Source organism: Methylocaldum sp. 14B (genome assembly GCF_002005105.1).
Classification (GTDB): domain Bacteria; phylum Pseudomonadota; class Gammaproteobacteria; order Methylococcales; family Methylococcaceae; genus Methylocaldum.
The window spans coordinates 151378-164450 of sequence record NZ_MSCV01000010.1 but is presented as its reverse complement, the minus strand read 5'-3'; the positions used below and the strand labels follow the sequence as shown (position 1 = coordinate 164450).

Genomic DNA, 13073 nt, shown 5'->3' with positions numbered 1-13073 from the left:
CTAAATCAATACCTTATCCCGCTTCTTCACGCGCCGTTTTTGGCAACGTGAAACCTGAACGTGAAACCGCTCCCCTATCAAGTACCGTCGCCGCTTCCCTGAGCGAGTCCGGCGATAGGTGCGCGTAGACCCGGTCCGTAATCCGGATATCCGAATGTCGAAGCAGTGCCGAAACGGCTTGAATCGGAACCCCGGCCTGCACCAGCCAACTTCCGAACGTCCGCCGCAAGTCATGCGGGTGAACACCTTCCAGGTTCGCCAATCGGCACGCCGAAGCGAATCCCTTCTTGATGCTGGCGATCCGCTCCCCGTCCCGGTTGCAGAACACCCATGGCGACGCAGGGCAGTTGGAAGCCTGGAACCGCGCCCGTGATATGATGGCTTCGCGTGCCCGTTCGTTAAGCGGTACGCTGCCATCTTTGCCGTTCTTCTGCATCGTTGGGCCGAGGTAGATCAGGTTTCGCGACAGGTCTACCCGGCTCCACTCTAAGCCGAGGATTTCCCCCGGCCGCATTCCCGTGTACAAGCCGATCCTGATGAAGTCGGGCAGATGCCCGGCCTTCGGCACCTCCTCGGCGGCCTGGATCAGCGCGGCGGCCTCGGCCTGGGTCAGCCATCGCGAGCGCCCAACCGGTTCCTTGAGTTTTCGCCCTTCAAACGGATTCGGTACGTCCCATTCCAGTTCCTTCTTAGCCCAGTTGATCGCCGCTCGAAATAGACCGAGTTCCTTGTTCACGGTGGCCGCGGAAACCCGGTCCTCCTTCCGCTTGGCGATGTAGCCCCGCGCATCGGCCCCGGTCAGGCTAGCAAGCTCCCTCCCTTTGAAGATCGGGGCGAGTTGCTTGAAACTGTACAGGTCTCGCTCGTGGCTACGCTTTTCCAAGCTCGGGCCATCCAGGTAAGCCACCATCAAATCCTCAAACGTCGGGCCGCTGGCCTTCCGTGGCTCTGGACCGTTGGCTTTTTCTTCGGCGGCTTCTACGATCCATTGCGCCCGGATCGCCTTTGCTCTTTCCTTTCGCGGATCATCTTCGCGTCGAACTTGAGTAGAGCGCCGAACCGTTCGGCCGCTGGCGTCTGTCCAGGTCGCCCACCAGTACGGCGAATCCGGCCGCTCGAAGATCCCATCCTGGTCTCGTTTTCGTTGCTTGCGCTTTGGCATGTGTCATCTCCTGTAGTCGTTGGCACAGCCTGCCCCGCGCAGCGGACAATGTACGCCTCCACGTCGGCGGGACGCAACTTAGTAAGGCTGCGAATCTTTATGGCGGGCAGTTCTCCGGCCTGGATCAGCCGGCGCACGGTGCGGGCGGAAATTCCGCCCAACGCCTCTCCGGCCTGTTCCAGGCTCCATAGCAGCAGCGGGGTCGTGGTCATCGTGGTTCTTCTTCCCTTTTTTGAAGGAATAAATACTTTTTGAAGCGCGATCATAAGCGCGTTTCGAACCCTCTGGGGGCGCGAAAGATTCGCCATATGAGTAATCAATTCCGACCTACACCCCGTTTTCCCCCGGCATGTCTTATTCCCCAGCGAACTCCGCTTTTCCGAGCGTCCCCCCCCCCGGCGGCGCGCCGGGACGATGCCAGGAGGATTGGAAAAGCGCCGGCCGAAGCCGGCGCTGTTTGTGCAGTCTCAGACGGGAAGCCTTGAGAATCCCGGCGGGATGAGTAACGGGAAATTGAGCCCAAAGAGGAACGCAGTCCTTCCGGAAAGCGTTCCCCTTGGACGGGTGAGGTTAAGATGCGAGAAGCAGCGGCATTTGCCGGCTATCTTCTAGCAATCCCTCGGGATCGATGCCGTGCTGTTCAAGCGTCGCAGACATTGCATCGGCAAGCAGTTCCTGAGCTCGACTCTTCTCCTCGTCGTATCCGTGTTGCGCGGTCCAGAACAGGTCCCTACAGGTCCCACACAGATTTCCCTGCGCCTTCCCTATTTCCTGCCGGAATGCCTTGTCGAACTTCTCGGCCTGCTCGTACTGCAACCAGAACGCGCCGCTCACGCGCACGTCTTCCGGCGGCAGCCAGTGCCGATGGCGTCCGACAAGCCGGTTGAGACGATCGACCAGCTTCTTGTCTTTCGGGAAGAAGTGGATCGTGCCGACTCTGGGGTAGTAGCGGACATCGAAATAGGAGGCGCTCACGCGCTGGCCGTTTCGAAGTTCGCTGAACTTGAAGCGGAAAACCCATTCAAGACTCACCTCGGGTTCGACCTGGCCGTCGAGCATGGCAAACACCTTATCGAGATCCCGCAACATCTGTTGAGAATCCCAGGACAAGCCGCTTCGCCACGCCTCGGTGGCATGTCCAGGAATGACAAAACGCATCGTCTTGAGGCGCATACCACAGCTGCGATGCTTGTCGTTCGACTTCCAGCCCATGTAGTACACCTTGTTGTCGGTGTGATATCGGGTAATGAGGTCGAACACATCACAGGCCATGCCGATTTGGATTTCTCCCTGCTTTTCGATGATGCCCTGGAGAAACCCGTAAACATTCGAGACCGTGAATTCGAAGGACTTGATCGTTTCGAACTCTGCCTCGACGCGTTTTTGCGCTGAAGACGACAGCCTCGATGTGACCTCCGTGGAACGCAGGATGCCTGTCCAGGCCCGGTTCTTGAGGTCCTTGTAACGCTCGTACAGCTCACGCTTGACCCACTCCCGGGAGGATTCGAGATCGTCCTCGGGAGCATCGCCGTTCAGGCGTTCCAGCGTGTGTCCGAGCATCCGGCCATATTTGCGGGCACGGGCGTCGGCCAAGACGGCCTGGCGGGTGGCCTTAACCGCGGCATTGAACATCAGCACCGCGTTTTCGATGAACGAGTTGGGCAGGGCAACGTCGTTTATGTCGTGGTAGCCACGAGCCAGCTCTTCGCCGGTTGTCCCATCCTGACGGAGATCGTCGAGAATGGATCCGACGATTTCCGCGCCGAAATCTGATTCCTTCTTGAGCCAGGCCAACGCGATTTCCACGTCGGTCTTGCGTGCCGAGTCAGGTCCATTAAACACGTCCCGGAGGTACTCCACCTCCCCATGTTGCTCAAGGAGTCGAACGAGAAGTTGGCGTTCCTTCGAAAATGAGTTTCTGACCGTTTCGGCATTTAGAATGGCGACGATCTCGCCATCCTCCAGTATCTCCCATGCCTTGAGCACGTGTTTCGCGCCTTCGGCGAAGGGAGGATTCATGAGGATGTGCGAATACATGGCCCCGGAATCGAACTGCATGAAATCGATGCCCACCACGTCGAAGCCTTGCTCGCGCAGGGACGGGTGTTTGGCGATGTCAATCTCGATGCAGTCGATGGCAATGCGCGATCTGTCGCCAGGACGGCACTCGAGAAGGTGTCCTTCGCCGGCCGAGGGTTCCAGTACCCGGATGAAGTTCCGGTTTTTGAACTTCGCCCAGGCACGGGCGCTCAGCGATCGAGGTGTCGGGTAGTATTGAAAATCATCGTTCATGGGTATCTCCGGAGAAAAAAGCCCCGGAGACACTTCGGCCCGTGCGGGACGAAACATCCCGCAGGGGCGGTTGGCAGAATCACTGCGGTATCCCGCAGCGATCACTTAGTTGGGAAAGGGAGGGATAACTGATCTCTCCCTTAATGATGTAAAGAAGCCCATCGAGGGCGGCTTCATTGGGACGGTTATCCCGATGGGGATCGGTCATTACAGCGCGAAATCCGCAAGCGCCCTGGCGAACAGGTAGAACTTACCGTCCACGGCATACAGCGGCATGACGGGATAACCGGCGACGGCGGCGTTGGTCCGCGTATCGAGGTATTCGATGCTGACCATTCTGCCGACGCGGTAGCCGTCTTCCGCCAGAGGCGCCTCAGCAATCCGTGCCGTCTTGAACAGACGGTACTTGCTTGGATTCCTCTCGAAATCCGTTTGGTCGTACCCTTTCATTTCGTATGCTCCCTGCGTACTGGAGAGAGCGCATCGGGTGTTTCCGCGACGATGTTCTCGGCTTGCTGTGGCTCGATTTCATCCATTGCAACGCAATCCAGCGCCCCCTCATCATCGATCCCGTTTTCACGGAGGTGTGACGAGTTCGCGAACTAGGTTGCGCAGACCGGTGCCATGCACGGCGGCAATCTCGTCATGTGGGAAGCCCACTTGAAGATCGCGCAAAGCGGCGGTGGCGATGTAAAGCCTGTCCATGCAGGATTTGCCATGACCGCCTCCTTCCGATGCCAACACGGATCTTGCAAAGGAATCGGCCGTCTCGTGATCCCGACACGCACCGGCAATGGCGCCATCGGCGTCATCGAACAAGCCTCTCATCTGTTCGATCTGGGTCCGCATGGACTCCATCGCGGCGAGGCACTCCTTCAGTGCGTTGACTAGATCGCCGCATTCGGGCTCGCGGCCACCTTCAGAGAGGCTTTGTACTTTTGTCATATCGTTTCTCCATTGGCCGGGGAAACGACCCCTCCGGGGTATTTTCCCCGGCTGGGTTGTTGATGGATGCTCCTTCTATCGACTCACAGGCTTGAGGTGGCCGTCCGCAACCGCTTTCTGGATGAAGGCCAAGCGTTCTGGCTCATCCTGAAAGTCGCCACGGAATCCAATTTCCCGAAGATCGACGGATTCGAATTCCATTTCAGCCGAGAGATCGTAGCCTGCTGGAATGGGACGAACCCAGTAGAATTGCGGTTCCTCCCACTCGTCTTCGTTATAACTGGCAAGGATGGTCACCTCCGTTCCTTGATACAGGATTTCGGGTTCGACCCAGATGGTCTGGTAAGGCATGACTCCTCCCTCAGTTGACGACGTCACCGGAAAGGACATCTTGCTCCCTCGCCAGGTGTGGCATGGCCTTCAACGCGAGTTGATGGGCTTGATCCACATCTTCCCAGTCAATGGATTCGGATTCCTCCCCCTTCTGGTAAGCAGCGATCAGCGCCTTGCACGCAGCGAATGCTTTGTCACGCTGGATGATCTCCCTCACGCAGGCCTCGGGCTCCGGGAATTCCTCGACCTCCTGGGCCTCGAACTCGAGCACGTGACCGCGATCCATTTCCTCGAAGTCGTCGTACAACAACGGCATGTCTGCCGTGTTGTCCCAAATTGTCCCGGCATCGAACGCTTCCTCCGCGGTTTTCTTCGCGGCTTCAGCATCCGGTGCGGTAACTCCGACTCGGACCGTGTGGACGTAGTCCAACTCGTAGCTGACAACGAATTTTTTCATGATCTTTCTCTTGGTATGAGGGCAGACCAGGTTCCCCAAAAGGAATGTCCGCCCCTCGAGGGTTGCTGGATCGCCACGACATCTCTCTGGATGCCGGGCCGTGGTTGGGTATTGCCTATCGGGTTTTCTCGGTTATCTTCTGGTCATAGAACAGAATCCTCGAGGAAATCCCGATGCTGCAAAAGCTGAAACAGCTCCTCAAACCGTCGCCTCCACCCGAGGAGATCCTGGACGATTCCAGGCAGGTGCTTGAGGAATGCAACCGCTATTTCAATGAGATGGCTGAGTTGGCCGATCTCGTTAGAGATCGCCATTTCGACGATGATGATCCGAAGGATCGCGAACTTGGCGAGCGCGTCCTTCGGTTGCTACGCCTTCGGCCGGAGATGGCCAGAGCGAAGGCGCAGGCCGCTCTTAACCTCCTCCTGCTGGAGGACGGGGTGGACCGCGGTCCGGTCAGAACGGTATACGCCAATGGCCGGACACTTCAGGTTTTCAATGGCGGAAACAACCGCTTCGGGCAGCGGGTTGCCGAACTGACGGATGCGGTCCTTCGCGGCGAACCGGATGACCCGGAGATTCGCCGAATTGCGCGGCAAGCGGCAGAGTTATGCCGGCTTCGGCCAGCGAAGCCGGCTGACTTGTCGCTGATGTCACCGAAAACAGATCATCCTGTCGGGTAGCCGTCAGCGGTTTGGCTGACCTGCTTTTCCTTCGCATGACCCGGGCTTCTGCCTTGGTCTGCTGCTGGACAATCTGTGCCGTTTCGGTCTTGAGGCGGACCAGTTCCTGTTTTTTCAGTTCGATGGCGATGTCCCAATCGATCTGCTGGAGAACAGGGCTGGGGTTACGCCAGATGCGCGGGCCTTCGAGAAGGACCTGCTGGCGCACCAACGTCGATTCCTTTTCCCAGTCCCGCTTGGGCCGAATGGGGGTGGCCATTACGGATGATGGGTAGTGATAGATACGTTCGCTATGCGCGCGCCGGGCGCGGATCGCTTCATAACCGGCTTTTGCCGCTGCGAATGCGAAAGAAGCCAGCCTCACTATCGTGGTGAGCACGATGTTGGCCGCGACGATGACGGCCGCGGTCATGCAAAGTCCGAGGATAAGGTACATGCTCGTTTCTCCTATGGTAAAAGTCCGAGGAGAAACGCCCTCCCATGGGGAGTCGTTTACTCCCCAGGTGGGTAGATTAAGTGTCATGACGAGAGGCAGGCTCCCGTACGACCGTCGTGTGGCTGCTTGTTTGAGATCCTCAGCTGGGATCATCGAGTGCTGGTCCGTCACGGACGCGCACAAGAAGTCGCCTTTTCGGTGCCCACCCGGCCGGCAGGCACTGAAAAGGCGCCGACGTTAAGCCGGCGCGCTCGTTTCATGCGGCGATCAGCAGATTCCGAGACAGCTCGAACAACCGGGCTCGAAGCTCGTGGATGTGCAGGATCGATACGGAACGTTCGAACACCTGTCCGACCTCCAGCCCCAGGCCGATCCCCACCACTTCGATGCCGGTCGCGGCACAGCGGGCGAGAATGTCCTGCGTGGCGTCCAGATTGTCGGGCTCGCCGTCCGTCAACGCCAGAATGACCTTGCGCGGCTCGCGGCAAGCCAGTAATCGGCTGGCCGCGTACCACAGCCCTTGGGCCAGCGGCGTTCCGCCCTCGGTTCCGAAACCGAAATAGGGTGCACGTTGCCGGACCCTTTGACCATGATCCATCACGCGATAGACGCGGTCGTCGGCGCCATGGCGTCCCGGAAAGGCCGTGACCGCGGGATTGACCCCGGGGGTGCCTTCCAGCGCCAGGGCCAGAGCCATCGAAGCTTCCCAGGCCAGGTCGATTCGCAGGCCTATGACTTTCTGGTCGTGGATGACCATGGCTTTCATCGAGGGCGAACGGTCGACCAGCACATGCACCGCCGTATTGGGTGCGGACTGCGGCGAGCGCCGGTCAAATATGCGCGCATCGCCGGTCGCGATCCGGTACAGCCGGTTGCCATCCACGCGGTGGCCCGCGCGTTTGTGCACCGGCCTCCGCAGGCGACTGGATTGGACCAGACCCTGCAAGGTGGCCCGGATTCGGCCCGATTCCCTCGCCGATTTGTCGAGCAGGGCAAGACCGCCTTGGAGGTTCCTCGGCGGCTCATCCACAGTCGGTAGCGAAATGTCCGTGCTCTGCGACGCAGTCAGTCTCATGGCGTCCCGTGCCTGTTCAAAGAGGTCCTGACCGATATCGCCGTCGCCGGCGGACAAGACCGCCCGCAGAGCGCGGACCCCTGCATCGTCCTCCGTGTCTTGACCGGAAGAGGACGGCGATAGCGTCTCGCCATCGGCCGCTGCCTTCCGATCATCCTCCGGCGCATGGCCGATGCTCCCGCTATCGTTTTCGGTTTTCCCGCCATCCGGCAGAGTTCCGGTATCGTTATCCTCATCCTTCGCGGGGTGAGATCGGTCGTCTGTATCGCCATCCCGGCGATCGGGCCGGTTTTGTCCGGTTGGCTGGTCCTGCCCGCCTTGGTCACCTTCGCCAGACGGATTCTCATCATTCGCCTTCTCCAGTTCTTCCTGGATCATGCGAAGGATCCGATCCGTCAAGCTCAGGCAGTCCCGTGTTCCGGCCAAATCCGGAACCTCGGAAAGCAGACCGAACAGCCGGGTCACCGCACCGGGTGGGAAGCGGTCCTCGAGCGTTCGTTCCGCCGAATCCGCGAGGTCCGACAGGACCGTTTGCCTCAGTTCCCGTCTCCTCAGCCCGAACAGCAGAAAGGCCTGCAGCGCCGCGGCCGGATGATCGTCCGGCGTGGGGGCGGCAAAGTCTCCGCTGTCGATGAGCTTTCTCACCGTCTTTTCGATGGTCAGACGCGTACCCGGGTAAATGTCCGCCAGGCGCTTTTCGATCCGGACGTCCTCGAGGATGTTGAGGAGGGCTTTGCGGATTGGTGATGCGGCCGCCTGGTTGAAGTAGCTCATCTCCGTGTATCGAACATGAGCGGCTTCATGAGCCAGGTAGCCCCAGGCCACATCCCGATAATCGGGATCCTCGCCGTCATAGGCCGGGATCTGGATGATGTCCCCATCGGTCCTGGCCTCCTGTCCACCGACGCGAACTTTCACGCCCAGTTTGTTGCCCAGCGCCGCGGCGACGATGGGGAATGCGTTGTTGAGATTTCTGTTCATGGTTTGCTCCTTAAGAAATAAGGGGCAAACCTGATCCCCTTCGGGGCGGACTTGCCCCTTTTGGGTTGATGGTACAGAAGGCGGGGCGCGGTCCATTCCCGATCGGGGTTGGATGGCCACCCCGCCAGGGTTGATACATTCAGAACCAGGCTCCGAGATCGTCCATCAAAACCGCCTGATCTTCGGAGGCGGCCGCGTGTTCCGGATCTTTAAGGGGGAGCTTCCCGAAGACCTCGTCTTCGTCCAGCCCATCGTTTTCGGATAGATCGGTGGCAACCTCGTCGTTCAGGAATTCCACCGTCTCCTCAAAGGCCGAGCCCTCTCCGATCTGCGGTAGTATCAGACCTTCTATCTGTAACAACCCTTCCCCGTGACGCTTGATCTTGTCGGGATCGGACAGCAACAGCGCGGTCGCGATCATCTCGTTGAGATACCTGCCGTCCAATGCGCCGGTTTTCGGCGCGCGTGCCAACAACTCGTCGAGGGTCGCCACGACCGGCTGAACGCGGTGATCCAGAAACGCCAGTCCATCCAGCTTGTCGCGCATCCTTTTGAGGGGACTCAGCGCCTTACGGGTCACGGACTGGCGTCCCAACAGGGAGCTTTCGACCAAGTCGTCGGCGTCCTGGGCGATTTCCCGAAACAGATTTTCGCTCAGCGAGCCGACCCTGCGGTCGAGCGGCGAAGACGAATCCGCCGCCACTCCGGTTCCCGTCTTCTCCGGGTGCGATACCCTGAAGATGACGTAATCGAACCTGAGACCCACGGCGACGACCTCGACGGGGTCGACCGCCTTGCGGATGGCCATGGCGAATTCGGGGTGTTTGGCGACCCAGCCTTCAACGGCCTCGTCGTAACGGGACAGGAAGTCGTCTCGGGCCGCATGGAAGCTCAGGGCGATCCGCTCCAGATCGGACCGGATCGAGTCGATCGAGTCTTCCGGAACGGCAAAGCCGCCCAGAAAGCGCGTGCCTACCTTGAGACAGATCCGTTCGGCCTCCTTCTTGAGGCGATTGAAGACCGAGAGCTCTTGGGGATCGGCGATCTTCTTCGAACCCAGCGAAGCCAGATCTTCGGGCGGTAGCACGCTGCCGTCAGCGAGGATCAGATCCTCCTTGCGGAGCTTCTTGCGACCGCCCCAGATATGGGCGTCGATTTTGACCACCCGCAGGCGGTCGAGAATCATTGTGGTTTCTTTCATGGTGCGTCCTCCAAAAGAGAGGGGCGCACCCTGCCCCGAGAGGGCGAATGATGCGCCCCTTCGGGGTGAAAAAAAGAATTCAGAACCAGCAGTCCTGATTCGTCTGAATCGCTTCCGCCAGATTGATGCGCGGCGGAAGCAACCCGAGCGCTTCGGCCATGGGCCTGACGCTTTCCAGGTCGGTGCCGAACCCTTCCAGCACCTGGATTTCCTTTCTGAGATCGGTCCCGATTTCAACGCCGTCCTCGGTGGCAAGCGAGACACTTACGTCATCGGGTGCCAACCTCTTCATCGTCATCAGGATTAGGAGCGGGATAACCCCTTGGTCAAGCCCGATTTGGCCCGCCCCGGATGCTCCGGTCCCCGGAATGCGCCAGTGGGCTATGACACCCGGCTCGAAGTCGGCGCGCTCGCTTCGATCAAGTCCGAACGCCGTGCCCAGCCGATCTGCCGCACCGGTCACCGCTTTGCCCCATTCGAGCAACTGTTCTCGCGTGGCCGATCCTCCGATCTTGATGCGCCAGTAGAGCGCTTCTTTCCGCGCCGCAGGTTGGCTTGGCGCAGGCTCGTCCTGGACGTCGTTCCCGAAGGACTGGATTCTGCCATGGTCATCGATCAGCACCTTTCCGACATGAAGGTACCCCTTCCGCCGCTTGGCGTTTTCCAGGGCGGTCTTGTCCTGATGGCGGGTACCGACTTGTGGAAGTGTTGGACCGGTGCGTCCCCAGCGTGTCGTGATGCGGCCATCGGCATTGCGCCGGATGGCCCAATCCTTGCTGGAACCGTCCGGATGGGTGAAGCGGTAGAGGTCATACTCCTCCATCACGCACCTCTCCAGTCGTCGCCGAACACGTCGGCGGCAATCCGGTGGATCGCCAGCCGTTGTTCAGGCTCGGCCCGCAAGGTCAGGGCCCTGTCCAGGGCATATTCCAAGGCATTGGGAGCGCCCTTGAACGCCACCGTCAGCGAAGCCCAGCGGAGGAGTCCGCGGGTGGACATCGTGACGCTGAGCATCCCGGGCCCCTCATCGCCGCCGACGAAGAGCTTGCGCACCTCGTTGGCGACACGAATCATCTTCTCCCGAATGGCCGCCGGGATGGCCGGTACGGTCTTCGCCAGCACGGCGTCTTCCAGTTCCGGTTCCGGATAGCCGATTTCGATCAGCCGGAACCGGTCCAGCAACGCCAGGTTCTGCCGCAGCACGCCCTGGTAGAGTCCGCTTGGATCGCCGCCGCCGGCGCTGTTGCCGGTGGCGACCAGGCGGAACTTCGGGTGCGGACGAATCACTTCGCCGCCGTTCTGCGCGATCACCAAGGGCTGGCCCTCAATGATGTCGTTCAGCCCCGCTAGTTCGGACGGGTCCATGAGATCGATCTCGTTCAGGATCAGGACATGCCCGTCCCGAACGGACTGGGACAAGGGGCCGTGCACGAACTGCATGCTCCCCTCGACCAGGGTGAACTGGCCGATCAGATCGTTTAGTTCCAGCCTGCCGTGGCAGGTCACCGCGTGCACCGGCCAGTTCAGCCGTGCCGCGATCTGCGCGATCAGCGAGGTCTTGCCGGATCCGGTCGGGCCGGTGACATACAGGCCGTCGCCGTGGGGATTGCCGAGGAATGCCAGGACATCCCGCAGAGGCTCCTTGCGGAACACGTAGTCCCGTTGGACCGGGATTTTGGGATGGCTGTCGTCGGCGAAGCCTTCGACGGTCATCCTGGCCGGAACCGGAATGCCGAACACTTGAGCGATGGAAAAGGCTTGGTACATAACGCCTCCTATTCAGGGTTTCACCCAAAGAGAAGGCGCACGACTCCCCGGGGGCGTGAACCTCCCCGTCGGGGTTGCTAAACAAAGACTCCGCGGTACGATGTAACAATCGGATACGCATCAGGAGCCATCGATGATCAAAATGGGAAATCACCTCAGATTGACGCCAGATGAACTCAAGGCCTTTCGGGCCATGACCGGCGTCCTGAAGCCGCCCCGCACGATCGGGGAGCACAATGCCGCCTTGGAGAAGGCGGCATCGGCTTGGCGGGAAGCGGACGAGGGTCCGGCGTCCCGCTTGCTGCAGGCCGTTCTACTCGCGGAACGCATCCGTGAGGAGTAGCTCGGCCAGCAGGGCGGCCTTGCGTCGGCCGATGGTCTTTAGCCCCAGGATTTGGCGAAGTATTTCCGCTTGACCTCGGTCGATCAGGGACAGGACGAGGGTCCTGGCCATGTCGTCATTCAACTCCCGGAAAATATCCGGATGCTGAACCAGCGCGCCCGCGACCGTGGCGGGTTTGAGCGAGGCCATCTCGAGGATCTGATCCTCGGCGGCCACGCGGGCAGCTCTTCTGGAAAAGAGGGTGTCGCTTCGTTTCATGGTCGTATCTCCTCTGAAAAATCGGGGGAGATACGATCCCCACCAGGGGTTGTATCTCCCCTGGATGGGTTGCTGACAGAGCCTTTCGGCCGCGAACTCCGGGTTTGACGCACCCGGCACGAAGAAGGGTGACTTCCCCGCCGCCCGTAGACGGAACGCCTGCACGAGGCAGGATTTCAGCGCATCCAACATGGATAACGCCAAAAAGACAAGCTTTTCCATTGACCTCGGGTTCGACAAGATCAGGGGAAAAGCCCCAACCGAAGTTGGGGCGAATTTCGTCAAGAGGTGGGGTCTCTGCATGGATGGCAAGTACAACCCACGCCGTTCTCTCGGGCTTTTCTGCCCGATATCCAGGCCTCGTTGGCGGCCGTTCGGGAAACCCGATTTTCCACCAGCAGTCTGGTGAAGGCCTTACGGTCGCCGTGATAACCGGCGATCCGCAGGTAAGCCAATACGTCCTTCCGTTTCATGGCTGCGCCCACGTGCTCATAGGCGGTTCCCTTCGCACAGCCCGCGCAAGCTTGGCTTTGGCCTTCGCGATCGCGTCTTGGCCGAGATCCAGGGCGGTTTCCGTAAAGAATTCGATGTCCGAATCGGACTCGATTCCCCAGAGTGTCGTCTCACTCAGTGGCACACCGGCCTTGGAGGCAACGACTCGAATAGCGACATAATTCCAACCGTGGCCGTAATCGCACGCCCTGTGATAGCGCTCGTGGCGATACTCGAGATGGGTGGGGAGGAACCACTTGTAGGACCGGCGGTCACTCATCCAGTGACGAACGGCGCCGGCTCGCCATCGATCGCTGAACCTACCGTACACGTCGATTCCGACACTCAACCATCCGTCTTCGTCATCGACGACTTTCACGCGCAGGTCGAATCCATCCTGTTCCCAAGCGGCTTCGTCGTACTGGCCGTATTTCAGGAGCCATGCGAATTGCAGCCGTTCGGTGAGTTCGTCCAGTTGTTTGCTCCGGCGAGCCCTGTTCAGTGCGACCTGGGCCGGAATCAGACCGCCCTGCCGCGGACCGCCCTGCCGCGCCGATTGATAGTCTTGATAGTTCATGAGGCGCCTTCCAGAAAGAAGAGGCGCATCACGGCCCCGGGGGCGATGACTGCGCCCCTTCGGGGTTGAGT

At 60.0% G+C, this 13073-nt stretch carries 15 protein-coding genes; 1 reads left to right on the top strand and 14 read right to left on the bottom strand.

What is annotated here, in order from left to right; all coding sequences use genetic code 11:
* Positions 1 to 13: 13 nt before the first annotated feature.
* The 11 genes from B2A78_RS09750 to B2A78_RS09695 form a co-directional block, all read right to left on the bottom strand.
* Positions 14 to 1162 (bottom strand): site-specific integrase, encoded by a 1149-nt coding sequence (locus B2A78_RS09750; protein WP_077729797.1) that lies wholly within the window; start codon positions 1160 to 1162, stop codon positions 14 to 16.
* Between the two features lie 570 nt (positions 1163 to 1732).
* Positions 1733 to 3454 (bottom strand): DUF4942 domain-containing protein, encoded by a 1722-nt coding sequence (locus tag B2A78_RS09740; RefSeq protein ID WP_077729796.1) that lies wholly within the window; start codon positions 3452 to 3454, stop codon positions 1733 to 1735.
* 207 nt (positions 3455 to 3661) lie between these two features.
* The gene (locus tag B2A78_RS09735) at positions 3662 to 3904 is read right to left on the bottom strand and encodes a hypothetical protein (protein WP_077729795.1); all 243 of its coding nucleotides are present in this window, start codon (positions 3902 to 3904) and stop codon (positions 3662 to 3664) included.
* A 126-nt stretch (positions 3905 to 4030) separates the two neighbouring features.
* Positions 4031 to 4399: a hypothetical protein gene (locus tag B2A78_RS09730; protein WP_077729794.1), complete on the bottom strand. Its 369-nt coding sequence runs from the start codon at positions 4397 to 4399 to the stop codon at positions 4031 to 4033.
* 75 nt (positions 4400 to 4474) lie between these two features.
* Positions 4475 to 4750, bottom strand: coding sequence for a hypothetical protein (locus tag B2A78_RS09725; RefSeq protein WP_077729793.1), 276 nt, complete (start codon positions 4748 to 4750; stop codon positions 4475 to 4477).
* 10 nt (positions 4751 to 4760) lie between these two features.
* Entirely contained in the window at positions 4761 to 5189 is a 429-nt protein-coding gene (locus tag B2A78_RS09720) for a hypothetical protein (RefSeq protein ID WP_077729792.1), read from the bottom strand.
* A gap of 495 nt (positions 5190 to 5684) precedes the next feature.
* Entirely contained in the window at positions 5685 to 6308 is a 624-nt protein-coding gene (locus B2A78_RS09715) for a hypothetical protein (protein WP_077729791.1), read from the bottom strand.
* Between the two features lie 256 nt (positions 6309 to 6564).
* A complete protein-coding gene (locus tag B2A78_RS09710; protein WP_077729790.1) occupies positions 6565 to 8364 on the bottom strand; it encodes a hypothetical protein in 1800 nt (599 codons plus the stop codon).
* A gap of 139 nt (positions 8365 to 8503) precedes the next feature.
* A complete protein-coding gene (locus B2A78_RS09705) occupies positions 8504 to 9565 on the bottom strand; it encodes a DUF3150 domain-containing protein (protein WP_077729789.1) in 1062 nt (353 codons plus the stop codon).
* 79 nt (positions 9566 to 9644) lie between these two features.
* Entirely contained in the window at positions 9645 to 10388 is a 744-nt protein-coding gene (locus B2A78_RS09700; RefSeq protein WP_077729788.1) for a hypothetical protein, read from the bottom strand.
* Entirely contained in the window at positions 10388 to 11332 is a 945-nt protein-coding gene (locus tag B2A78_RS09695; protein ID WP_077729787.1) for an AAA family ATPase, read from the bottom strand. Before B2A78_RS09695 ends, B2A78_RS09700 begins: the two co-directional genes overlap by 1 nt.
* A 133-nt stretch (positions 11333 to 11465) precedes the next feature.
* On the opposite strand from B2A78_RS09695, the gene B2A78_RS09690 reads away from it, so the two are divergent.
* Positions 11466 to 11675 carry a hypothetical protein gene (locus tag B2A78_RS09690; RefSeq protein ID WP_077729786.1) on the top strand — a complete coding sequence of 70 codons (210 nt, stop codon included), beginning with the start codon at positions 11466 to 11468 and terminating at the stop codon, positions 11673 to 11675.
* Here the strand turns inward: B2A78_RS09690 and B2A78_RS25640 are convergent.
* The 3 genes from B2A78_RS25640 to B2A78_RS09675 all read right to left on the bottom strand — a co-directional run bounded on the left by B2A78_RS25640 (position 11646) and on the right by B2A78_RS09675 (position 13002).
* Positions 11646 to 11933: a hypothetical protein gene (locus B2A78_RS25640; protein ID WP_143735130.1), complete on the bottom strand. Its 288-nt coding sequence runs from the start codon at positions 11931 to 11933 to the stop codon at positions 11646 to 11648. The two genes, B2A78_RS09690 and B2A78_RS25640, sit on opposite strands and share 30 nt — an antisense overlap.
* A 281-nt stretch (positions 11934 to 12214) precedes the next feature.
* Positions 12215 to 12406, bottom strand: coding sequence for a hypothetical protein (locus B2A78_RS09680; protein WP_077729784.1), 192 nt, complete (start codon positions 12404 to 12406; stop codon positions 12215 to 12217).
* A complete protein-coding gene (locus B2A78_RS09675; protein ID WP_077729783.1) occupies positions 12403 to 13002 on the bottom strand; it encodes a hypothetical protein in 600 nt (199 codons plus the stop codon). Before B2A78_RS09675 ends, B2A78_RS09680 begins: the two co-directional genes overlap by 4 nt.
* Between the last annotated feature and the right edge of the window lie 71 nt (positions 13003 to 13073).